Consider the following 24149-nt stretch of genomic DNA (forward strand, 5'->3'; position numbering starts at 1 on the left):
TTTGACAGCCCTTAAATTCAATAACTGAATCAAGGGCTAAATGTGAGGCTACGCAGGAAGTGAAATACCTAAGTCGCGCATTTGCGCTAGTTTATAACGCAGAGTCCGAGGGCTAATACCGAGGGTTTCAGCAACATCTTTTCGTTTACCTTGGCATCTTGCTAACGTTTCTAAAATGATACGGTGTTCTTTATCTTTGAGCTCATCTTTATAACTGCCCGTATCAACAGCTAATAAGTCTTGTTTTGGCAGCTCTACTAATGATGACTTTTCATCATAATAAGCCGAGCTAGTAGGGCCATGCTCAATACTTTTATCAGAAGTGTTCGCCTGAGACTGATTAGCACTTTGTGTGCTAATCGATGTAGGCGTCATTACAAAATCTGTTGCGGCTATGTTTTCAATGAAAATAGCATGCTCATTAATAGTATTACCAGTCCTAAGTATAAGCGCACGTTGTATAACGTTATCAAGCTCACGCACATTACCTGGCCAAGAGTGAGCAAGTAATTTTTTCTCTGCGCCACTATCGAGGTAAGCCATAGGCTCTTTGCTTTTGCTTAAATGGCGTTCAATTAAATGTTTAGCCAATACAATAATATCCCCTGGGCGCTGATTGAGCGGTCGCCACATTAATGGAAACACGTTAAGTCTGTAATATAAATCTTCTCTAAATTGATTCTCGCTTACCGCTTCTTTTAGGTCACGGTTACTTGTTGCAAGTATGCGTACATCTAACTGAATTGTCTTGCGTCCACCCAAGCGCTCCACTTCGCGCTCTTGCAAAACGCGTAATAATTTAGCTTGTAATCCAAGATCCATCTCAGTTATTTCGTCGAGCAAGATAGTTCCGCCTTGCGCTTGCTCAAACTTACCAGGGCATGCTTGAATTGCACCTGTAAACGCGCCTTTCTCATACCCAAATAAAGTTGCTTCTAACATGTTTTCAGGAATTGCTGCACAGTTAATTGCAACAAACGGCTCATCGCATCGATTCGATTTATCATGTATGTAGCGAGCTAACACTTCTTTACCAGAACCACTAGGACCAAGCACCATCACACTTGCATCGGAACGTGCCACTCTACTTGCCAATTCTAATAACTGAATACTACTTGGATCGGCAACAATAGGACCGTCTGTCTCTTTTGCTTTTTCAGGTAAGTAGCGGCTTACCATATTGAGCAAAACTTCAGGTGCAAACGGCTTTGCCATGTAATCAATCGCACCTAAGCGCATAGCTTCAACGGCATCATCTATGGTGGCGTACGCCGTCATCATTAAAACAGGTAGCTCAGGGTGGTTAAGCTTAATACTTCGTAGTAAATCTAAACCACTCATAGTCCCCATTTGTACATCACTCACCACCAGCGAAAATTGCTCTTTTTTAAGCAAAAGCATGGCTTGCTCTGCACAATTAGCCGCAATGCATTCAATCCCCGACATTTCGAGTGTATCAATTAAGGCTTCACGAAGCCCTGCATCATCTTCTACAACTAAAATAGTGTTACTCATAATGATTCCTCTAATTTAGATGCGGTGCGAATAGGTAAAAGCAAACTAAAACATGCTCCACCGCCTTTATTATTGGTCACTTCAACACGTCCTTGATGTGCGTTTGCAACTGAACTCACAACAGCAAGCCCTAATCCCGTACCTTGACTTTTAGTGGTATAAAACGGTTCAAATATTTTTTCTGCTAAGCTTAAATCAACACCGGGCCCATTATCAGCAACGCTAATGCGCACATAGTCTGAATCTAGCTCATCGGTAACTGCACTTAAATGCACTTCTGCGCCAGCACCAGTGATCTGGATACTGTTATGAATCAAGTTTTGAATTGCACTGGCTATGGCGGATTTATTACCTATTATTTGAATATCTGGTTCTGGGAGACCGACAGCTAAGTGGCTATCGTTTAGTGTCACCATCGCATCGGCGCCCGCCTTTACTTCGCTGAGTAATTGCTGCATAGACACTTGCTCAACAACCTGCTGATCGCCGCTTTTGGCAAAAAGTAGCATGTCGTTTACTTGAGTTTCTAAATCTTTTAAGCGAGACATTAACTTGGTTTGAAAATTATCGCGAGATGCCTCAGGTAAGCGCTTAGAGCCTAAATTAGCAGCATAAAGCATAGCCGCTGAAAGCGGCGTTCGAACCTGATGCGCAAGAGACGCCACCATTTTACCCAACGCACTAAGGCGCTGCATATGGGCAACACGCTTTTGCAAACGGCGTGTTTCACTTAAATCGGTCATTAAAATAAGTTGCCCCGGCTCGGGAGCTAACGCTGTTATATCAAGCTTTATTAACCGTCCATCTTTTAGTGACACTTCGTGGCCATCGTCCTGGTGGGGTCTAAAAGAGCGCTGAATTACATTAAACCACTTCTCGCCCTCTAAAGGCTCACCCAACATATCAATCGCTATTTGATTGGCCTTTGCAATCATTCCTTTACCATCAAGCACAACTACACCTGCTGGCATAGTATCAACTAAATGAGAAAGCCAACTTGCTTGCTGACGCAGATCGCTTAATTCACCTATGTACTCCTCTTGAAGTAAACATGGGTTATACTGATTTGCAGAAATAAACTGTGGTTTTAGCACGCTAGCAAGGGCCATAATCAAATCTCGAATTTGTATAGATACAAAGCTTAATGCACAATACGTACCAAAATTAAATTGCTATATTTTCATAATCTTACAATAATAATAACGCGACATAAAAATGACGCGAATAAAAAGGAATACAGATGAGTGAGCAAAATAAGTACCGCTGCCCGTGGCTCGATACCACTAAGCCCGATTATGTTTTGTACCATGATTTAGAATGGGGTGTGCCTGTTTACGATGACCAAACCCTGTTTGAATTTATCACACTTGAGTCAGCTCAGGCGGGATTGAGTTGGTATACCATTTTAAAAAAACGACAAGGCTATAAAAACGCATTTGCTAACTTTAATGTAAACAAAGTGGCCTTGTTTACAGCTGATGATGTTGAGCGACTCATGCTTGATAAAACAATCGTTCGCAACCGTTTAAAAATTACAGCAACAATAAATAACGCGCAGCGATTTTTAAACATTCAAAAAGAGTTTGGCAGTTTTAGCGCGTATCAATGGCAGTTTGTAAATAACACCCCCATAGTCAGCAATTTTAATAATACCGAGGACTACCCCGCAATCACTGAGGCATCAACAGCTTTTGCAAAAGATTTAAAAAAGCGAGGTTTTAAATTTTTAGGCCCTACAACAGTATATGCCTACATGCAGGCTTGCGGTATGGTTAACGACCATAGTAATGATTGTTTTAGAAAAGAAGAAATTATTAAGGCTTTTGCTGAATAAGGACTTATAACCATAAAAGTGATCTGTTCACAAAGAGGCTAAAAGACGCTTCGCTTTAAAGAAGTAACGTGTAAGTTAACTATGGTTTCTCACTTGCCTTCGTTTTTAAGATGCGTGTTTAAGTAATTAAAAGCTACGCTTTTCACGCGAGCAAGCTAAGCGTCTACCGCCAAGGTCAAGTTTGCGTTTATCTTTTAGACGCGAAGATTGCTTGCGTAACGGGCAAAGCCCGTAAAGTGATAGCTTACAATGAGTATAAAAAGTAGTTTATCTTTTAGGCATTATTAGTCTCGCGACAGGTTATACTTTTTCATTTTTTCGACGAGCGTTGTTCGCCTTACACCTAATATTTCCGCGGCGCGTGCCACAACATAATCAAAGCGTTCAAGTGCTTGGGTAATTAAGCTAATTTCAAGCTCAGCTAAATACTCTTTAAGCTCAATGCCATCATCTGGAAGTAAGCCACCGGCGTTACTATTAAACTCTGCCTCGGGTTCGTTTTCATAGTCACTAAACCCAGTACTGAATATATCGTTAAACGCATCTTTCTCCATTAGTTCTTCAGGATACTCAGGCTCATAGGCATCAACTTCAATATAACGGTATTTATTAGGTAGGTCAGGTATGTCTACTACCTTTTCGGGGAACATTATAACCATGCGCTCAACCAAATTCGCAAGTTCACGAATATTACCCGGCCACGCATGCTCTTTTAAGCTTTCAATTGCACGCTCAGTAAACTTAGCGGTAGTACCCGTTTGCTCATTTACACGACGCATTAACTCTTTGAGTAATAAAGGAATGTCATCAGCACGCTCACTTAGCGACGGGTTCTCTATAGGGAATACATTTAGCCGATAATACAAATCTTCACGAAAGCTACCGGCTTCTATCATGGTTTCAAGGTTACGGTGAGTCGCAGCAATAACACGTACATCGGCTTGAATTGCTTTAGTGCCACCTACACGCTCATAGCTTCGTTCTTGTAATACGCGTAAAAGTTTAACCTGCATTTGTAGCGGCATATCACCAATTTCATCTAAAAACAGCGTACCGCCTTGCGCTAACTCAAAACGACCTTTACGAGCAGAGATAGCCCCTGTAAACGCCCCTTTTTCATGACCAAAAAGCTCACTTTCTAGTAACTCTGCCGGAATGGCCCCACAGTTTACTGGTACAAAGGGCCCTGTACTTCGCTTAGATAGCAAATGAACGTTACGCGCAACCACTTCTTTACCTGTACCTGACTCACCTAAAATTAAAACGTTTGCATCTGTTTTTGCAACTTGCTCAATTAAAAAGCGGACCTCTTTAACTGCTTGTGTTTCACCAACAAGGCCATCAAAAGACTTATGCGGCTGACTATTTTTGTGCTCCCCCGGCAACATACGATGATACTGCTGGCAATCATGAAGTAACTGTGTGGTAACTTCGTGATTAAATGGCTCGCAAATAAGCCCAACTACGTTAGCAATGCTAAGTAACGGTCTTAACGTTTCACCAATTAATAAAAATGGAAGTGTTGGGTAGCGCTTGATTAAGCTTTCATGATCGAGTGACTGTAAAGCCCCCAAAATAACCATGCACTCGTGCTGCTTATATTTTGCACACTCTTGTTCAAAGTTATCTTCATCTAAGCGATGAGTAACCTCACCGATAAAACCAAGTGATGCGTTTAACCCAATAGAGCGATTGTTATTATTATCTAAAATCAGGATCATAGTTAGCGAGCCGTGCTTCACTCTTTGATATAATTAGCTAAATTGTAAGCCAGTTAAGCACGGATGCAAGTGATAGCGGCAGTTTTTTGACATAAACGCCAAAAAACAGACGCACTAGTAAGATCAATAATACTTAAGAATTAACTATTAAGTATTAAAATTTAAAGTAAACCTAAAATAGACTCAGCAGATTGGTTAGCCTGACCACGAAGTGCAACTGATGATTGCGCTAAAATGTCATTAGACACTTGTTGCGAAATTGCCTGCGCATAATCAGTATCTTGAATTCGGCTTTGACTAGCTGCAATATTTTCTTGCTGCACCCCTAATCCTTTAATTGTACTTGCCAACGTATTTTGAAATGCACCTAACTCAGCGCGTTGCGCATTTATTTCATCATTTGCTTGCTTGGTTATATCGATAGCTGCTTGTGCTCCAGCCTGAGTCGAAATATCAATAGTAGATAGCGTCGGGGCAAGACTTCCATCAGATTGGTTTAGTGTTGCATCAGAGCCTACCTGAAATGATACAGGCTCACCATTAAACAACGGTTTCCCTGCAAAATTAGCGTTTTCAAACGTGTCGTTAATTTGACCTTGCAGCTGCACGACTTCTTCTTGTAGCGAAGCACGATCATTATCAGTCAGTGCACCATTACCCGCTTGAACAGATAACTCTTGAATGCGCGTGACAGCATCATTTACACCACTCAAGCTAGCTTCGCTTACTTGGGTATATGAAATTCCGTTATACGCATTACTTACAGCTTGGCTAAAACCATTTTGCTGTGAAGTAAGCCTATCAATAATTTGTAACGCTGCGGCATCATCTGCTGCACTATTTACTTTTTTACCGGTTGCTAGTTGCTCTACAAGTTTGTTATTTGTTTGCTGATTTTGGTTTAAAAAGTTAGCTGATGGTGATTGAATTTTCATAACGGCCTCCGTGGTGCTGACTGATTAAATTATAGCTTAATTTGCGAAATTTTGTGCTTTGTACCATGGTTAGACTAAATTAACTTGGCACTTTGCTTGCTTAGTGGTTAAAGTATTGAGATGCGTATTAAAAAATCACGTTTGCGTGTCATATAACGCCAATAATAAATAATTTGGGTAGCACTATGTTCGATAACAAAACAATTTTAATCACCGGTGGTACCGGTTCATTCGGGAAAAAATACGTCAAAACGCTACTTGAGCGTTACAATCCAAAAAAGATCATTATTTTTTCACGCGATGAACTTAAGCAATTTGAAATGCAACAAGAGTTTGACCAACCTTGTATGCGTTATTTTATTGGCGATGTGAGAGATAAAGACAGATTAATACGTGCCATGCGCGGTGTAAACTATGTTATTCACGCAGCTGCTTTGAAGCAGGTTCCGGCCGCTGAATACAACCCGATGGAATGTATTAAAACAAATATTAATGGCGCTGAAAACGTGATTGATGCAGCTCTTGATAACGATGTCGAAAAAGTAATTGCGCTGTCTACTGATAAGGCTGCAAACCCAATTAACTTGTATGGTGCCACTAAATTGGCATCAGATAAACTTTTTGTAGCCGCTAATAATATTGCAGGTGGCAACCGCACTACCTTTTCTGTTGTACGCTACGGTAATGTGGTTTGCTCTCGCGGCTCTGTTGTGCCTGTTTTTCAAAAGTTTATTGATGAGGGGCGCGACCATATTCCAATCACACACGATGAAATGACTCGTTTTTGGATAAACCTTCAACAAGGCGTCGATTTTGTACTGACTAACTTTGAACGTATGTTAGGCGGTGAAATTTTCGTTCCTAAAATTCCTTCAATCCGTATTACCGATCTTGCCAAAGCGATGGCTCCTGACTTACCACTAAAAATAATTGGCATTCGCCCTGGTGAGAAACTTCATGAAGTAATGTGCCCAGCAGACTTGTGTTTTGAAACCTACGAGTACAACGACCACTTTGTTATTGCGCCTGGTATTAAGTTCAGTAGTCGCAGTAATGACTTTACCGTTAACGCGATTGGTGAGAAGGGTAAAAAGGTAGATCAAGGATTTGAATATAACTCTCTGCATAACTCGCATTACATGACGATTGATGAGATTAAAGAATTTAACACTCAGGCATTAAGTTAAAGCTGAATAAAATAAATGATTCCATATGGTAAACAACTAATAAGCCAAGCAGATATTGATAGCGTTGTAGCTGTTTTAGAGTCTGATTGGCTAACTCAAGGACCAAAAGTACCCGCTTTTGAGGCTGCTATTGCAAAATACTGTAACGCTCAATATGGTATTGCTGTTAATAGCGCGACTTCTGCTCTACATATTGCATGTTTAGCATTAAATGTAAGCGAAGGTGATACTGTTTGGACGTCGCCAATTTCATTCGTAGCCTCAGCCAATTGTGCGCTTTACTGTGGGGCTGCTGTGGACTTTGTAGATATTGATTTGGCGACTGGCAATATGTCAGTGCCAGCCCTTGCTGATAAGCTTATTAGCGCAAAAAAAAATAATTGCTTACCTAAAGTCGTTATCCCTGTTCACTTTGCAGGTCAATCGTGTGATATGGAAGCTATTTACGATTTATCAAAGCAGTATGGTTTTAAAATCATTGAAGATGCATCACATGCTATTGGCGCACAATATAATGGCAATAAAGTAGGTTGCTGTGAATTTTCAGATATCACTGTATTTAGTTTTCACCCGGTAAAGATAATTACCTCTGCCGAAGGCGGTATGGCAGTTAGTAATAATCAACAGCTTGCAAAAAAATTACAGCGCTTAAGAAGTCATGGGATCACTAATGATCCAAATGAAATGACTGAGCAAAGCCATGGCCCTTGGTATTACCAGCAAGTAGAGCTTGGCTTTAATTACCGAATGACAGAACTACAAGCAGCACTTGGTCTCAGCCAACTTGATAAACTTGATGAATTTGTTACAACCAGAAACGCACTCGCTATTTCATATTCTAATGCGTTTGAAACTATGCCACTCTCGCATTTAACACAACTTACAAAATGCTATTCGAGCTACCATTTATACGTAGTTAAACTTGCTGATGGCCACTGCCACCTTCATAGGCATATTATTGAGCAATTGAGGAGTAAAGGCATTATTAGTCATCTTCACTATATTCCAATACACACTCAACCTTTTTATAAAGAAATGGGCTTTAAAGATAGCGACTTCCCCAACGCAATGAAATACTATAAAACAGCATTCACTATCCCTTTGCATCCTCAACTTACAGAGCAAGAGCAGAACTATATTATTGATGAAATTGGTAAATTACTGTGAAGCTCGCACTAGGTACTGTTCAGTTTGGTGTTGACTACGGAATAAGTAATACACGTGGCAAAACACATCAGAAAGAAATAAAAAAAATACTGAACCTTGCCAAAAGCGAAAATATAACGACCATTGATACTGCATCAGCTTATGGTAATGCTGAAAAAGAATTAGGCCAGTGCCTAGTAAATTCATTCAATATAGTAAGTAAAGTTCCTCCTATATCTAATTTAATCAATGTTGATGATTTTATAACAAAAACGGTTAAACAGTCTCTTTGCGACTTAAATTGTGACGCTTTATATGGATTACTACTTCATCGCTTTGAAGATTTTAGTCAATTCCCTGTTGCACTTGATTGCTTAAAGCAAATTAAAGCAGATAATAAAGTAAAAAAAGTGGGAGTATCTTTATATTCCCCCGAGCAGCTTAATAATGATGTATTAGCATTTGCAGATCTAATTCAGTTACCTCTTAATATTCTTGATCAACGCTTCGTTCAATCAAATTCATTAAAACAACTAAAAGCTGCAGATATAGAAATTCATACTCGTTCAGCCTTTCTTCAGGGGTTATTGCTAATGGAAAGTGACACTTTCCCAGATTATTTTAAACCTATTGCTCCTTTACTAGAAAAGCTTACCACGCTGAGTAATTACTTAAATGTCTCAACGTTATCACTAGCATTAAATTATGTGGTTAGTATTGATGAAGTAGACAAAGTGGTTGTAGGCGTAAACAACGAACAACAGCTTAATGAAATTTTAAGCTGCTTAACTTCAAGCTTATCCAATATTGATTTATCTGAGTTTAGCCTACCTGATGAGCGTTTTATTAACCCAGCACTTTGGCAATTAAACTGATAGAGATTGATAGTGAGTATGTGCTCTCGTGCATGTATTAATTAATTTAGCTGTTTCAACAGGCCCAACGTTAAATAAGCAGTCAATCACACTTAAATGAGAGATAAACTCACCCTTAATTTGTGGGTATTTAGGATGAATAAAGTTTTGATAAAAAACATCAATACCATTTTTAACTAATGCCCCGCCTGGGGTCTCTTGTTCAATGTAAGCCTGCGCGCCTACTGGTGATAAATAAGTATTACATTCTAACTCATGACAAATAGATACTAGCCGAGCATCTTTAACACCAGACACGCCTTTAAGCTGAGAAGCAGTAAATGTTGGTGTGGTTATATTCATATACCCCATCAATACTCTAATGATTTTAATATTCATTTGAGCCAGGCAAGTAATGCTCTCGTCTTTATAAATGGGAGCTAATAGTGGAAACAAGGAACTAAAAAACGGTGCTTTTGCGTAGCTTTCAGCAATGCTTTTAAGATGCTTTCTTCGCCAAGGATTTGCACTGACAAATTGAGTGTTTTCAATTGTTGCTGTCATTCTTCCTTTAGGGGTACTTACCGGACAAGTCAGCATAAGCTCTTGCTTACCCGATTTAATTTTATTTCTAACATGCCAATCACTTTTTTCAAGCTTTACGTTGTCTAAAAATACGAATTTATCGGCGCTGTTAATTAACCCAAAATAACCTAACCAGGGTAAGTAAGTAGGCTGCATTATACTCAGTAACATGTTATTTCGCTTTTACTTAATTGCATTGTAAATTCATAAGGGTAACCACCTGGCTTAGTAACGTAGTCATGCTTTAAGGAAACAAAAGGTGTCATTGTTGTTTTGCATAATTCAAATAATTCTAAGGGTGAGACATAAAAAAGAGCCTCATTTTTAAATTCCACAAATGTCGATAACGCATTAAAAATAACCGACTGCTCACACTGCTGAATACTTTTTTGTAAGGTAAGTGTTAAAAAGCCCATGTTATCAGTCATTTTATTATTGAACACACCGCTAATAAGCACATGGTCATAGCCTTGTGCTATCTCATCCTCATAGATATCAAACACTTTGAATTGAGCTTTTGTATCTGAGGTAAACTTGGCATTTGCGGCGTCTATAAACTCTGGTACAAAGTCATAACCTAAATACTCACCGGTAAAACCGTTTTTTCTTAGATATGAAAGCATATCACCCAGCCCACAGCCTAAATCAATAACTCGGCTACTTGATGAAATCATATTCAGAAATATCGCAAATCTTATATTTTGTGATTCTTTTGATACATGCTGTACTGATTTGTGGCTGTCACCATACTCTTTATACAGAGACTGATAATACGACTTTAAAGTATTACTTGTCTTGGTAGTCATTTATAAACATTACCATATTGGTTAATTGCTCTTGAGGTGTTTCGGGACGGACAAATAAATTTATAATTTGATCATCAATCAGTGACGCATTTGGATAATGTCCATTGGTTTGTAATTCACCTAACGATTTATAATGCTTAGTAAAAATAATGCCACTCTCTTTTGCCTTAGCTAAAAAGTGACTTCTATTTTTTATAAGTAAAGGGTAGCGCCAATACGTTACTTCAGCATCAAAACTTGCTTTTACAAAAAGCGAATTAGTAATATTATTTTGCAGATAATCTACATTCTCTTTTCGCACTTGCATTTGCTTATTTAAATTTAAAAAGCGGCCATTTAATACTTCTAACGGTTTTACGTCACTAAATTGAGCCATTTTATTCTCGTTTAAAAACTCCTTAGCGCATTCAAATAGCCGCTCAGAGTTAGTTAAAATAGCTCCGCCATATTGATTATCAATAGGTTTATCATACCCAAAACTTAAAATAGAGAAGTCGCCAAAGCTACCTAACGGTTTGCCTTTGTATTTACTGCCATACACCAAACATGCATCTTCTATTAGTGTAATGTTATTGTGTTTTGCAAACTTTTCTATTTCATCAATTTTACAATAGTGTCCGTAACCATGAACGGCCACTATTACTGATACAGAATCATTAAAAACAGCTTCTATATTAGTGACCTCCATAGACAAAGAGCACAACGAAACATCAGCCAAAATAACGTTGTAACCTGCCATTTGAATAGCAAACAAAACAATCGGGCAACAGCTTGCTGGCATTATTACTGAGCTACCCTTTGGAGCCTGTGAGGCATTGAGTGCAGTTATAAGCGCAAAGCTTCCAGAGCTAGTCAATAATGCATGCTGGCGGTCAAATGCAGTAGCAATAAGGCTCTGTAATCGAGTTAAACCCATAACCTCAAATCCTTGCGATAACGAGATAAAGGAAAACCTTCTGGTTGAGTCAGTATTTCTACTTTCTTAACACAATGCTGTAAATCAGTTTTCAATTGCTCAAAAGAAAAAAAGCGCCACTGAGAATAACGATGTATCAACGGAATCGTTTTTTCATATTCCAGATCACTTGCACTTTTTATATCGTGCTCAAAGTGTTTATCGAGTATATCGCCAATCAAAATTATACCTCCGGGCTTGCATACTCGTATCATTTCTTTAATCGCATCAAGTGCATATTGATAGCTTGGGAAGTAATGAAAGATACTGTAACTGAGTACTCTCTCAAACTCATTGTTTTCAAATTGAAGAACACTCGCTTGTGATTGATAAAAAACGCCTTGAGGGAGTAATTTTTTTGCTTCATCTATCATTGCTTGAGAGTAGTCAACACCTGCATACTGTGAGCACTTGTGTAATTTTGATAATAGTAAGCCGTTACCACACCCTACATCTAAAATACTATTACCTTGCGCTGAGAACATGAGTTTTTGCTCAACATCATCGATGAGCGCCTGCCAAAGTGTATCGTCAAAGGGTCGCCCAACCTGTGCTTTAAAATCACTGTTTATACGCGCAATTTCATCCCACTCTGCTTGTTTAGAATTAAACTCACTCATTTGATACCTTTAAAATTTCTTTTGCGAATTGCTCGGTCGAATCGAGATAATATGATGATAACATTGCGTCTCTTTGCGCCAGAACACCGGTGTGTAAAAACCCCTCAATGTTTAATGTTAAGCTTTCTATCGTTGCATCTTCAGCAAGACCCAAATCAAAGGTTAAATGTGCTCTGGCAAGTTCTAAAGTATCGGTATGTTGTTCTCTCGTTTGTGAAATGGCGCAGTTAGGTATAAGGCAAAAACCTGCTTCATACTTTGTTAATCCCCCGCCATTAATGATTAAATCGGCTTGTTTGTATACAGCAGACATATCATCAACAAACTCTAATGCTTGGTAAGTGTTATTTTTTAAACTAATAGAAGGGGCTTTTTGATCTAATAAAATAATTTTCTTACCTACCACTAGCTTATCTAAGGCATTTACAACATGCGTAGCCACATCAAATCGATCATTACCGCCAATAAAAACCAAAATAGTATTAATACTATTTTGAAAGTGACCTTGTGAGCGGCTTCGCCTTAATGATAATAATTCTTGGGCAAATGAAAAGTAACGTACCCCTAACCTATGTTTATTGGTTGAACGACAAAACGCCTCAGCGTTAAATCTAAAATTCACAATAAGATCTATAAAAGTGTAATTATATTGATCAAAGTCGTCGATGATGCATAGCTTCAACCCTATTTTTTTTAACTCAAATAATTGCTCAAAAGTGAACTGATAGCTATCGGCAAGCACCGTCATATCTGGCTCAAAAGTAAAGTCACTGCCTGCTACGGTGAAACCAAAATTATTAATACGCTGGGTAGAAAATTGATCAAAGTCGCCAAAAAAAACAATATTACTAAAAGGCTGTAATGCAAAGGTCGCCCTTGCAACATTTAAACACCTTGATAAATGCCCAAAGCCTGTTTTCATAGTTCCATTACAATAGAATATAAAATTAGCCAACAGTGCAATACTCTTTTAATTCTTTATGAGCAAGAATTAGCACATCAGATAACAACCAGCAACGACCACTAAACCTACCCGATACAATAATATTTTTAAACGAATTTGTTAATGTTTCATAATTAATCTGTGTTGTAGTACAAAAATCATGCGTAGGTACAGGAAAAGTATTATCAATTATTTGTACACAACCACTTTTTATTTTGGTGTCAGCCGTTAAAACTCCCATATTTTTTAGATCAATAACACCCTGCTCTAATGTGTATGTAGGATCTGCTTTGTACCTTAATACCTCTGCCGATACTTGATACTTATCACTTTGCCTTAAATTGTTATACAGTGTAACCCTGAAAATATCCGAACATGGGTCCCAGTTCCAAAGGTAATGCGATTCTTTATTTAAAGGCTGCTTATCAAACGTAAAATGTAAGATATTTGCGGTCCTAAATATGGGTTTATAATTTGCGATCGGTAAATTAGCGGCCTTTAGTGCAAATACAGGCGGCGCACTCCAAAATAACAAGTCGCACTTAATACGTGAGCCATCGTTAAGGCTAAACGCAGTAACTAAATCATCTTGATATTCAATATCTACCACTTGACTACTACAGCGAATTTCAACTCCTAAAGATTCAGCTTTTGCCTGTAATTGATCGATCCAAGTCTGCGCGCCTTTACCGCTATTTGGGTAGTAATAATTAGGAAGGTATGAACCTTGCTCTGCAAGTAATGTTTCAAATTCAGCAGCACTATGATAGCCAAGCTTTTTATCAAACTCTGGATGTTGCTTTAACACTCGTGACAACGATGCATTGAATGCTTTTATTCTTGTAGCGCCAAAATAATTAATGCTGGTATTTTTAGCTAAATAAGTAAATGCTACGTCGTCACCATAAAGCTTATTAATAACCGGTTTTGCAAGGTACTGATAAAACACTACACCTAAAGTTTCACATAAATATTGCTCAATGTTATTAGCCTCAGACCCTGATGTGAGTGACATAAACTCACCAATACCTTGTTTATAAAGTGCTGTATCTAATTTTCTTGCATCAATTGTTTGTGTTTCTAAATCCCACTTACCTGCAAAGTAATTTCCTGTTTTGAGGTGTTTAAATGTACGCCAATTCTTAGAAAATTGAGGGTGGTTGAATAGTATCTCGTCTATTTCAGCAACACCGGTGCTAGCTGGAATGTGTGTACCTTGGTCGTAAAAATTACCAGCATCGTCAGTGACTGAATTCAACAAGCCACCTAACGATTCAGACTGCTCAATTAATACAACGCGATCGTAATGCTTGCGCAACAAAATGCTTGCCGTTATTCCACAAATCCCACCACCGACCACTGCACATGTTTTCATAGCTAGCCTCTTAACTTATTCGTTAACGCAAAACTAACTCTATCACCCAGCTCTACATCGCTTGTTAAACACAGCCCTATTACATCATCAAAATGCTTAGTGTGTAAGCCAAAGCCTGGCCTAACCGATTTGATATCGTGTTTTGTAATAACATGGCCCTTAGGTAAATCCTTAGCAAAATAGAGTGAGCGCCTAGCTAACATATTTTTTTTCGCTGAATCTGTTATGTCATAGCCCACAGTACCTATTGCTTTTTCGGCGTCTCTTACTGACCTAACCAGTGATGAAAATTCGTCTCTATCTAATGAGAAAAAGGCATCTACTGAATCGTCAGATTTATCAATAATAAAATGTTTTTCAATTATTTTTGCACCCAATGTAACACTTACTATCGGTGAAATAATCCCTTGTGTATGATCAGATAAACCAGCAATACAATTAAATCGTTTAGCTATATCGGAAATTGTTGCTAAGTTGCATTCTTCTAATGGGGTTGGATAAGCTGTTGTACACTTTAAAATTGCAATGCTATCACACCCGTTATTGCGCAATGTACTAACCGCAAGTTCAATGTCAGCTAACTCAGCAATTCCTGTTGAAAGAATCACAGGCTTGCCTGTTGCCGCAACATATTTCAAAAGGGGAATATCTGTTATTTCCGGAGAGGCAATTTTATATACCGGTGTATTTAATGATTCAAGTAAATCAACGGAAGATTCATCAAATGGGGAAGAGAATATATCAATTTCGCAACGCTTGGCCTCTTCGAACAGCGCCTGATGCCATTCCCAAGGTGTAAACGCTTTTTGATAAAGTGAGTGCAAAGACACATGTTCTTGCCAAGGGTTGTCGCTAGGCAAACAAAAATCTGGCTTCGAACAATTTAGTGTGATTGTATCTGCCGTGTAAGTTTGTAGCTTTACAGCATCTGCCCCGGCTAACTTAGCCTCAGCGATTAATTTTTTCGCTTTATTTATATCTCCACCATGGTTTGCAGACATTTCAGCTATAATGTAACACGGACTATTTTCATCGATTATTTTATTGTTAATTTTCATAATAAGTCCAAAGCTAATTAATGTTGTTCATTTTGTAATGAAATAGCTAACCCTTCGTTACGAATAACTTGGCTATTAATCTGTTTAATGTGAGGATAAGCATCAAGTATATTTTTTATATTTTGATAATTAATGTTAACAGTATCGTTAGTAAAACGTGCTAATTCTTTAATAACCTGCCAATCTTCAGGTGTATCTAATGTAAACCGATAGCTGCTGTCATCTGTTGTGTTTTGCATTTCATAGGTAGAAAATTGATTTAGTTTATTTTCGTAAAAATGTAACGTCACGTGTTCACGTTCAGACTCTCTGAGTGCAGCCGTATCTAAAGAAGACAGTACGCTCGTTTTAAAAACCTCACAATCAACGCCTTCGGCAAATTGTTCACTCAAAAAGGCATAATCAACCTGTTTTTCAAAGTACGTCTGCAATAATAAATCACACACGCCAACATCTACAAAAGGTGAATCGCCTGTTATTCTCACAATATGGTCTGATGGATATGCTTGGCTTGCTTGCTGGAAACGCGCTAAAACATTATCCTCTGAACCTCTAAACACGTTGATATTATGGCGTTTGGCTAACTTAACCAACTTATCATTTTCTTCGTTAAAAGAAGTAAGAAGAACAATATTATCAATGTACCTAGATTGCTTTAAACGCATTACAATGTGCAAAATAACGGGGATCCCATTTAATTCTTTTAACACCTTGCCTGGTAATCTTGACGACCCCATTCTTGCTTGAATAAATGCAGCAACTGATTTCATTAATTTAACCTTTGAAAGCCACTGTGGCATACCGGCCCATTGATTAGGCTTTCTATATCTGCATTACTGTCTAGCGACTGCTGAAGAAAATAAAAAACATCTCTCATTGCATCAATATATTTATCGCAAAGCTCATCGGTATGGGCAATCGAAAGGTAAATAACATTACTCGCTAAAAATCCTCTTTTAAGCATTTCTTGGGTAAATAGTGTTTTTAATGCCAAAGCATGATCACCTGGAAATATAAATATAGGGACACTATCAATACCTATAATTTTTAGGTTAAAGCCTGTTTGAGTGACGACTTCTTCAATTCGAGATTTTAGTCTTGCGCCAGTTTCATTTAAGCGTTTGGGAATATTATCTCTTTGAAATACTTCTAATGTTTTTAACGCAGCTGTAAAGCCAACTCGTTCGGTCCAATAAGAACTACTAATGAAAGATTGTTGCGCTGCATCCATCACTTCAGAACGACCTATTATAGCCCCTATTGGATGGCCGTTACCCAGTGCCTTTCCTAGTACACAAATATCTGGCTCTATCGATGTTAAAAGATGAGAAGCCCCTGTGTTGAGTCTAAACCCTGAGGATATTTCATCAAAAATTACAACAATGTTATGTTCAACAGCTAAATCTTTCACAGCTTGAAGAAAGGCAACATCCGGCAACCCATGACGAAAAACTTCCATCATAACAACGCCAAGGTTATCACCGTGAGCATCTATGATTGCCTTAAAGCCATCAATATCACCTTCTTTAAATGGCACCACAGTATTTTGTAATTGCTTAGGTACACCAGCAGGCCTTAAACCAGGTAATAATTGCTCATCTAAATTTTCAGCGTCAGTTATATTTGTTGCTAAGTACCAATCATGCCAACCATGGTAGCCGCAAAAGGCAACAACATCTTTTTTACTATAGGCACGGGCAATTCGCACTGCTAACGCACACGATTCCCCACCAGTACGAGTAAAGCGGACAGCTCCCGCCCAAGGGTGTATTTCAATAAGTTTTTCTGCTAATTCAACTTCTTCATGGCAATTCAAACTACTCATACTTCCGTTAGAAATCGAACTTATCACCGCATCGTTAATTTCATCATTAGCGTAACCTAAAGAACTAGTACCAATTCCCATAATAGAGAAGTCATAGTAATGGTTATCATCTAAATCCCAAACTTCACAGCCTTTAGACTTTTTATAATAGGCAGGCCATTGATCGGGTAAAAACATTTCGGCACGCTTTGAAAGTAATTGATTCCCACCTGGAATAATTTTTTTGGCTTTTTGCCACAGCTCAGCACCCGAATTGCTTTTTGATGACATGTTTTTTCCTTAGAAATAATAAGTTTAAATTATTTATCAACCATTATAATGAAATTTCGCTTACGCTCTAATAACTTATCGGCTATTTTAAGAAAAGGCTTAGGAAGAATAGATATTTTTTATAGAAGTGATTTTTTCATAAACAAACCATGGTCAGTTTGCTCGCTAATTTCAAAACCCAATTTATTATAAGCAGATATTGCAGGTATATTACCCTTATCAACACCCAGTATAATTGTTTCTATATGAAAGTTTTTAGCTAAGTAATCTGCACTTGCAGAAATAACCTCAGCTGCAACACCTTTACCACGCCATCTAGCCTCACCCAACAAAATCCCCATTGTCGCGGTTTTATTAACTAAGTCGATAGGCTCATACTTTATATTGCCAATATGCTCACCATCAGCAAAAATACCCAGCAAAATAGCTGCGGGGTCTTCATTTTTAGTTTTAATATAAGCCTTCAATTCGTTTAAAGATGACGATGTATAGCTAATAAACTCTTTAGCTTTATTATCTTCAAACCAGCTGAGGTATCGATTTGAAGCATGGGCCTCAGTTAAGAGCGTAAGAACAAATCGTTTACTCTTAATCTGCATATTTACTAGCTCACAGAAGGTTTTGAGTAATCAAAGCTGTAATCACTTAACTCATTCCAACGGTCTCTATATTGCTGTGGAGCATCCGCAATGAAATCTCGCCAAAGTGTTTTTGCTTTCTCATAATAAGGTACTATCGATGTCTCATCACCAAAGTTATAAAGTAACGAGATAAGCACCGAGGTAACGTAAAGCGACTCACCTTCAAGTAACAAATAAAGATGTGTGTATCTTGGATGATTTTTAAATGAGAACAAATACCTTAAACTTTCAAGTAGCTGCTTGAGCGCTTCAGCTCGATTTAAAATTGGACCATCAAGTATCTCAACCATTGTGTTACATAGCTGCTCAAACTCATCAAAATCCAAATAATCTGTTAAACACACACTTTCATCTACACTAGAGAATGGCTGCGTTTTTATATGATCAATAACTTCATTTTTAGAAAAAATAAATTCTTCTAGTAAAATATCATCTGACCTTAAAGGCATGCTCCCCTTAACAGCGGCCCCATCACTGCAATTAAAACAATTTATCCCTGAATCAAGTTTAGACTCTAAAAAACGTTCCATTTGCACTTTTCCTGTGTGCATGAAGTGATCGGTAATTATATCGCCGCCAAAATTGCCAGGTATAATGAGCTCGCCCCCCATTTTTAAAGGCGCATGTATCGTTTCACCCTCACCTGAGTAATAATAGCTACCTTTTGAATGATGATGGTTAGGATCTTTATAACCATTATCAGCACCGAAAAGATAAATATTTTTAAATTCCATACTACCAAAAAAACTAAGTGCTGTGTTCCCAACCAAGGGGTTGCTGAACCCTATAGTTGATGTGATTCTGCCATTATTTAAAAACTCCGAAATATGAAATAATGATGTACCTGCTTCGTTACTTTTTAGTGCAACGCCACACCAGCCAAACAAATCGAGTACGTTTGGGTACATTACATTTAGCACAAGTAGATTTATTTTTTGGCGGGTATTTTCAGGAATAAATGCTGTTAAAAAATCTTCTGTTGCCTTCGTTCTTTCAAGTGCAACATGAAAATCAGGTGTAATACCTTGCTTTAATAATGCTGTTGTAGCAGAGTTACATGCAACGACAATGACCTTGTCTTGTAACTTTTTAATTCTTTCAATATCGTTATCCAATGAAGGTCCATTTGCAACAATAAATATAGGATAATGATTATACTTTTCGGAAACCTTTTTCGCAGGCTGTAGCAAATTAATAGGTTTTAAAGAGTTTTCGACTGAATGAGCAACGCTTAAGAGCGCATCATCAAAAAAACCCCACCCCATAAAAAACTGATGATAATTGCCTTTAAACTCATTAATTAATTTATTTACAGATTCAGAAGGGTAATGTTGAAAAAATAGTGCACTTGCAACACTAAACGCACCAATTTCTCCAGCTCTTAAATGCAAAGCTTCATACATTTCTTGCTCAGGCACACCAATCGAGAAATATAAATAACTTCCAGCTTCATCTACTTTGCTAAGAAAATTAGCCCAGTCAAATGTAAATAAACTTGCAAAAAAATAATCTTCATTGGGTTCAAAGATGCTTATATAAGCTGCATTAAAAGAGTCAAAAAAATGATCTAAATGATATCCTAAGCCAACGCCAAAAATAATTGCACTGGGTACATATTCAGCAACATCTTTTGTCGAAGGAAGATCCTGTTGCGTTTCATTGTAGATAGCGCCAATTTCAGCCATTAAATCAATATGGATAAAACCCGTCTCATTTTTTAAGAATTCCAATTGGCTATGGTCAACTTTACCCATTATAGGGTTTTCAAGCATATTCTTTATTTGCTCACTAGACTGCTTATGCGGGTCTTCACTATAAATAGGAACCCCTGTGTCGTAGTCAACAAAATTAGCTGTACCATTGTGGTTAAGAAATAAATTAAATTTACTGCTTGGCTGATGCGAACTAAATTTCTCGGCAATATCAGGAAAATACTTTTTAAACGCTACGATATTATTGTCGAAAGTCGTATTCGCTTTATCTACAAAAGCATCTTCGTTTTTTTGTTTTTGCGAAATTGAATTAAGGGTCTCTTCAATCTCATTTATTGACTGTTGAGCACTTTGCAGATCATTTTTAGACATTTTGATATTTCTTAATATTCTTTTGGTTTTTATTAAACTGAGTAATATTTTTAAAAGACTGTTTTTTTAAGTCGTCGACTTTATTTATTATATTTTGATGCTTTGCGGCGACTGATAGAAAATAAGTAGCATTTTCATGTAGGGATATTTCATCGGTCGCTTTTATTTCATCAAGTAACTTGCGGTCTAAATTGAGTGCTTTTTCGAGGTTTGGCTCATCAATCGCAGCTTCGAGCTGCGAAATCAAAGAGTCAATTTTATCCAACATGAGCATCGATACCATTTTCAGATAACGTTTGTTCTCTTACTTCATGAGGGATTGCATCCCACGCTGATTTTATCTCTTTTAATAGGTTCGACACTTCAGTAATTATTTCAGGATCGTTTTTGATACTCGCATCCAATAGACGCTCATCCATGTAAGTATAAAGTGAATAAAGATTTGTTGACACATCACCACCAGCGTCAAAATCTAAACAACCGCGCAATGCATTGATAATCGCTGATGCTCTTGAGATATGTTCGCTTTTAGCTTCCAAGTGTTTTTTTTCAATCGCTACTTTTGCTAAGACCATTTTCTCAATTGCGCCCGCCATTAGCATTTGAATAATTTCATACCTATCGGCCCCTGCAACTCGCGTTTTTAGGGCCTCTTTTTGATAATTTTTTACTTTAGCGTTGTACATAACTCACCTATATATTTTATTGCTAAATCAATTACTTATACTTAACCATCTGAACGTGTAAAGCCCGGAAGACTTGCCAATTGTGCACTCAAGTAGGTTTGCGTTGACTGCATTTGTGCAAGCAGTACATCTAACCCTGCATATTGTTCGCGAAGTCTAGCTTCCAAAGATTCCATTCTGAATTGATGATTTTCAACATCATCTTCTAAATCAGAAATTTGTCCATTTAAACTGTCCTCTCGCTGCTTCATAATGCCGTTCGTATCGACATAGTTATCCAATAACGTTTCAAACTTTGAAGCTATACCGTTTTCACCTGCAAAAGCCTTGCCAATATCATCAAAATTATTATCTAACGCATCATTCAAGCTTCTCACTAGAGTCGATTTTTCTAAGTAACCTTCTTTATTAACTCCAAGCCCGATATCAAAAATACTCTCAAAAGGACCTGCATCTGATAAGCTAGTTGATAGAGCATTCACTAATTGCGAACTAAGAGAGCGGATAGTAGAGTCACCATTTAAAGGCTTACCGATGCGTGACTGAAACCCTAGTTGACCTATAACATTGTTATAATTTGTGATTAATTCATCAACTAACGTTGTTGCACTTTCTCGGTCAAAATCAACTGAAAGCTTGGCTGTCTCATTGTCGACACTTTCACGTTTTGCTGTTATCGTCATATCTTGTACAGCATCTTTAAAGGTGTTTGTATCGTTTGTTATGGTAATACCATCAACTTTAATAATTGCATCTTTTGCGGAGTTTTCTGCTGCTATTCCAATGCCGCCTGCACCACCTGCATTTGCTATAGTAGATACGTTATCAAGTTCAGCGTTATCGTTTGTGATAACAAGATCGTTTCCGGTCCCTGTTACAGTAGAAGTCAAAACAAGCTTCGCTTCAGTACCCGTGTTAATAATATTTGCCGTAACACCAAAATTACTGTCAGAGTCGTTTATAGCATCACGTAAGTCAGAGAGAGTAGCACCGGCGTCTAAGGTTAAATCAAAAGTTTTATCAGGGCCTGCAGAAAACGATAATGTGCCACCTGAAGCACTCACAACGTCTTCATTAGTAGCAAATAACCCATCTTCAGATAAAGCTCTACTCCCTTGAGCAATTGCAACCACTTCTATCTTGAAGTCACCTGGAGTTATATCAGAGGTAGGTGTAACAGAGATCAAGTCTCCGTCATCACTTGTTGGCTGGGTTATATTAGCAACTCGTTTATTGAAGTTATCTGGGTCTGCTAATTTTTCAATTGTATCTTGTAACTGCGATAAAGCAGATTTAACTTCACCTATCGCTGATAACTCGACTTGAAGCGCCTCATCCTTCGCTGCAAAGGCATTCATTTTAGGTACATTTTCAGCATCAACTGACGCCGAAATAATACTTTCCAAATCGAGACCTGAACCAATACCCGCAGATGTAATAAGAGGCATAATATAATCCTAAATAGCTGGAATGGCCTAAACTGTTTTGTTAAACAGTAAACCTTTATTAGTTAATTTATCGGCAAATTCATCTAAAGCTTTAGCTATTTCCCTAAACTCTTCGGTAGGTATCTCTCTAATTACTTCATCGTTACTTTTATCAAGCACTTTAATGATAGGAAGATCTCCACTATCATCAAACTCAAATTTTAAGTTAGTTGATGTTACCGGGATATACTCATTTAACTTCTCTAGATTATCTTTTACCTCGACAAACAAATCTTTATCTTGTTTGCCTTCTTGTTCCTCAATATTTTGAGCATTCTTCAAATCAACAGCTTCTCTTGCTGTTAAAGAGGTGCCCTTTTCAAGCTTTTCCTCTTTTACCGCATCTTTACTAATAGATGAACTTACAATACTAAGCCCGTCTATTGTTTTTTGTGTAGAATTTAAATCAATCATCTCGGCTATCCTCGAAACATATAATAAGACTATAAGCCACATTTGAACTATTTGCTTAGTCTAAAGTGGCTCATAGTTCAAATCAATTAGCCTAAAAGCGATAACGCTGCTTGTGGACGTTGATTTGCTTGGCTTAAGATTGTTTGGCTAGCCTGTTGTAAAATCTGCATCTTAGTTAGGTTAGCTGTTTCTTGCGCAAAATCGGTATCTTGAATACGTGATTTTGCAGCCGATAAGTTTTCTGAGATATTTGACTGATTTCGAATAGTTGATTGAAAACGGTTTTGAACAGCACCAAGCTCAGCACGCTTCTTATCAACAACAGCAATCATCGAGTCCATACCAGCTAAAACAAACTGAGCATTACCCTGCGTTGATACACTAATTGTATCTGCTCTAAATTTAGTATCAAAGTCATCTGTTGCACCAACTGCTGCGCCAGAAACATCAGAAACACCAGCAGCTAAAGTTGTTAAACCTTTACCTGTTAGGTTACTAGCAACACCTGCGATTCCTGATAACGTGAATCCACCATTTGCAGAAATAGAGTTAGGACCACTTGCCGTAGTACCCACATCTTGCATACTAAAACCAATAGTTTGCACAGCATCTGCACCTACTTGGAATTTGGCGTCATAACTACCATCTAATAAATTTTGACCACCGAATGTAGTGTCTTCTGCAACACGGTTTACTTCTGAAGACAATGAACGAATTTCTTCTTGAATCGCTAGGCGATCTTCATCTGTGTTTGAACCATTTGATGCTTGTTGTGCCAGTGTACGAATACGTTGGAACATCGATGTTACTTCATCAAGTGCCCCTTCAGCTGTTTGTGCAAGTGAAATACCATCATTTGCGTTTCGGTTACCCTGATTTAAACCATTAACTTGTGATGATAAACGGTTTGAAATCTGCATACCTGCAGCATCGTCTTTTGCACTGTTGATACGCATACCTGAAGATAGACGTTGGAATGAAGTATCCAATGCATTACTTGATTTGCTCAGTTGTCTTTGTGCGTTCAAAGAACTCACATTACTATTTACATATAAAGCCATGATAGCCTCCGCTTCAAAGTTCGATAGATAGTAACGGGATACCCCTACCCTGTTATTATCCGTGATTTAGAGTCCTGGATTTTTAGTCCTCTAAATCATTTATCGTCCGATAAAGCGAAAGCTTTAGCTTTATTTGTATTTAATTTC

Annotated in this window: 24 protein-coding genes; 4 read left to right on the forward strand and 20 right to left on the reverse strand. The window is 37.9% G+C overall.

The window, feature by feature from the left end:
- Positions 1-48: 48 nt before the first annotated feature.
- Together CWB62_RS01130 and CWB62_RS01135 are read right to left on the reverse strand one after the other, a co-directional pair.
- Positions 49-1515: a sigma-54-dependent transcriptional regulator gene (locus CWB62_RS01130; RefSeq protein ID WP_138528743.1), complete on the reverse strand. Its 1467-nt coding sequence runs from the start codon at positions 1513-1515 to the stop codon at positions 49-51.
- On the reverse strand, positions 1512-2624 hold the full coding sequence (locus CWB62_RS01135) for a sensor histidine kinase (protein WP_138528745.1): 1113 nt from the start codon (positions 2622-2624) through the stop codon (positions 1512-1514). The genes CWB62_RS01130 and CWB62_RS01135 overlap by 4 nt, the downstream gene beginning before the upstream one ends.
- 131 nt (positions 2625-2755) lie before the next feature.
- Between CWB62_RS01135 and CWB62_RS01140 the strand changes: the two genes are divergently transcribed.
- Positions 2756-3349 carry a DNA-3-methyladenine glycosylase I gene (locus CWB62_RS01140; RefSeq protein WP_138528747.1) on the forward strand — a complete coding sequence of 198 codons (594 nt, stop codon included), beginning with the start codon at positions 2756-2758 and terminating at the stop codon, positions 3347-3349.
- 284 nt (positions 3350-3633) lie between these two features.
- On the opposite strand, the gene CWB62_RS01145 is transcribed toward CWB62_RS01140, so the two are convergent.
- Positions 3634-5070: a sigma-54 dependent transcriptional regulator gene (locus CWB62_RS01145; protein ID WP_138528749.1), complete on the reverse strand. Its 1437-nt coding sequence runs from the start codon at positions 5068-5070 to the stop codon at positions 3634-3636.
- Positions 5071-5231: 161 nt separating this feature from the next.
- Complete coding sequence (locus CWB62_RS01150) at positions 5232-6005, reverse strand: flagellin N-terminal helical domain-containing protein (protein ID WP_138528751.1); 774 nt, start codon at positions 6003-6005, stop codon at positions 5232-5234.
- A 185-nt stretch (positions 6006-6190) separates the two neighbouring features.
- Between CWB62_RS01150 and pseB the strand changes: the two genes are divergently transcribed.
- Genes pseB through CWB62_RS01165 form a run of 3 tightly spaced genes read left to right on the forward strand, consistent with a single transcriptional unit; the run spans position 6191 to position 9213 of the window.
- Positions 6191-7192: a UDP-N-acetylglucosamine 4,6-dehydratase (inverting) gene (gene pseB, locus CWB62_RS01155; RefSeq protein WP_058403511.1), complete on the forward strand. Its 1002-nt coding sequence runs from the start codon at positions 6191-6193 to the stop codon at positions 7190-7192.
- 15 nt (positions 7193-7207) lie between these two features.
- On the forward strand, positions 7208-8359 hold the full coding sequence (gene pseC, locus CWB62_RS01160; RefSeq protein WP_138528753.1) for a UDP-4-amino-4,6-dideoxy-N-acetyl-beta-L-altrosamine transaminase: 1152 nt from the start codon (positions 7208-7210) through the stop codon (positions 8357-8359).
- Entirely contained in the window at positions 8356-9213 is an 858-nt protein-coding gene (locus CWB62_RS01165) for an aldo/keto reductase (RefSeq protein ID WP_058403513.1), read from the forward strand. The genes pseC and CWB62_RS01165 overlap by 4 nt, the downstream gene beginning before the upstream one ends.
- Here CWB62_RS01165 and CWB62_RS01170 read toward each other — a convergent pair.
- From CWB62_RS01170 to CWB62_RS01245, 16 genes are all read right to left on the reverse strand, one after another.
- Positions 9205-9948, reverse strand: coding sequence for a WbqC family protein (locus tag CWB62_RS01170; protein ID WP_138528756.1), 744 nt, complete (start codon positions 9946-9948; stop codon positions 9205-9207). The genes CWB62_RS01165 and CWB62_RS01170 overlap by 9 nt on opposite strands.
- On the reverse strand, positions 9939-10583 hold the full coding sequence (locus CWB62_RS01175; protein WP_138528758.1) for a class I SAM-dependent methyltransferase: 645 nt from the start codon (positions 10581-10583) through the stop codon (positions 9939-9941). The genes CWB62_RS01170 and CWB62_RS01175 overlap by 10 nt, the downstream gene beginning before the upstream one ends.
- Positions 10564-11499, reverse strand: a complete 936-nt coding sequence (locus CWB62_RS01180; RefSeq protein ID WP_058403515.1) for a DegT/DnrJ/EryC1/StrS family aminotransferase — start codon at positions 11497-11499, stop codon at positions 10564-10566. Before CWB62_RS01180 ends, CWB62_RS01175 begins: the two co-directional genes overlap by 20 nt.
- Entirely contained in the window at positions 11490-12158 is a 669-nt protein-coding gene (locus CWB62_RS01185) for a class I SAM-dependent methyltransferase (RefSeq protein ID WP_058403516.1), read from the reverse strand. Before CWB62_RS01185 ends, CWB62_RS01180 begins: the two co-directional genes overlap by 10 nt.
- Positions 12151-13080, reverse strand: coding sequence for a glycosyl transferase (locus tag CWB62_RS01190; protein WP_235591403.1), 930 nt, complete (start codon positions 13078-13080; stop codon positions 12151-12153). The genes CWB62_RS01185 and CWB62_RS01190 overlap by 8 nt, the downstream gene beginning before the upstream one ends.
- A 25-nt stretch (positions 13081-13105) precedes the next feature.
- Positions 13106-14476 (reverse strand): FAD-dependent oxidoreductase, encoded by a 1371-nt coding sequence (locus CWB62_RS01195; protein ID WP_138528760.1) that lies wholly within the window; start codon positions 14474-14476, stop codon positions 13106-13108.
- A gap of 2 nt (positions 14477-14478) precedes the next feature.
- Positions 14479-15534 (reverse strand): pseudaminic acid synthase, encoded by a 1056-nt coding sequence (pseI, locus tag CWB62_RS01200; RefSeq protein WP_138528762.1) that lies wholly within the window; start codon positions 15532-15534, stop codon positions 14479-14481.
- 17 nt (positions 15535-15551) lie between these two features.
- A complete protein-coding gene (locus CWB62_RS01205; protein ID WP_058403520.1) occupies positions 15552-16304 on the reverse strand; it encodes a cytidylyltransferase domain-containing protein in 753 nt (250 codons plus the stop codon).
- On the reverse strand, positions 16304-17629 hold the full coding sequence (locus tag CWB62_RS01210) for an aminotransferase class III-fold pyridoxal phosphate-dependent enzyme (protein WP_058403521.1): 1326 nt from the start codon (positions 17627-17629) through the stop codon (positions 16304-16306). The genes CWB62_RS01205 and CWB62_RS01210 overlap by 1 nt, the downstream gene beginning before the upstream one ends.
- 119 nt (positions 17630-17748) lie before the next feature.
- Positions 17749-18228 (reverse strand): GNAT family N-acetyltransferase, encoded by a 480-nt coding sequence (locus CWB62_RS01215; RefSeq protein ID WP_058403522.1) that lies wholly within the window; start codon positions 18226-18228, stop codon positions 17749-17751.
- A gap of 5 nt (positions 18229-18233) precedes the next feature.
- Positions 18234-20354 (reverse strand): motility associated factor glycosyltransferase family protein, encoded by a 2121-nt coding sequence (locus CWB62_RS01220; protein WP_058403523.1) that lies wholly within the window; start codon positions 20352-20354, stop codon positions 18234-18236.
- Positions 20347-20622 (reverse strand): hypothetical protein, encoded by a 276-nt coding sequence (locus CWB62_RS01225; RefSeq protein ID WP_058403524.1) that lies wholly within the window; start codon positions 20620-20622, stop codon positions 20347-20349. The genes CWB62_RS01220 and CWB62_RS01225 overlap by 8 nt, the downstream gene beginning before the upstream one ends.
- Positions 20612-21040 (reverse strand): flagellar export chaperone FliS, encoded by a 429-nt coding sequence (gene fliS / locus CWB62_RS01230; RefSeq protein ID WP_058403525.1) that lies wholly within the window; start codon positions 21038-21040, stop codon positions 20612-20614. The genes CWB62_RS01225 and fliS overlap by 11 nt, the downstream gene beginning before the upstream one ends.
- A gap of 41 nt (positions 21041-21081) precedes the next feature.
- Positions 21082-22488 (reverse strand): flagellar filament capping protein FliD, encoded by a 1407-nt coding sequence (gene fliD / locus CWB62_RS01235; RefSeq protein WP_138528764.1) that lies wholly within the window; start codon positions 22486-22488, stop codon positions 21082-21084.
- 27 nt (positions 22489-22515) lie between these two features.
- A complete protein-coding gene (locus tag CWB62_RS01240; RefSeq protein ID WP_058403527.1) occupies positions 22516-22941 on the reverse strand; it encodes a flagellar protein FlaG in 426 nt (141 codons plus the stop codon).
- Between the two features lie 86 nt (positions 22942-23027).
- Positions 23028-24002 carry a flagellin N-terminal helical domain-containing protein gene (locus CWB62_RS01245; RefSeq protein WP_058403528.1) on the reverse strand — a complete coding sequence of 325 codons (975 nt, stop codon included), beginning with the start codon at positions 24000-24002 and terminating at the stop codon, positions 23028-23030.
- Between the last annotated feature and the right edge of the window lie 147 nt (positions 24003-24149).

Origin of the sequence: Pseudoalteromonas sp. S408 (assembly GCF_005886645.1) — a bacterium.
Taxonomy (GTDB): domain Bacteria; phylum Pseudomonadota; class Gammaproteobacteria; order Enterobacterales; family Alteromonadaceae; genus Pseudoalteromonas.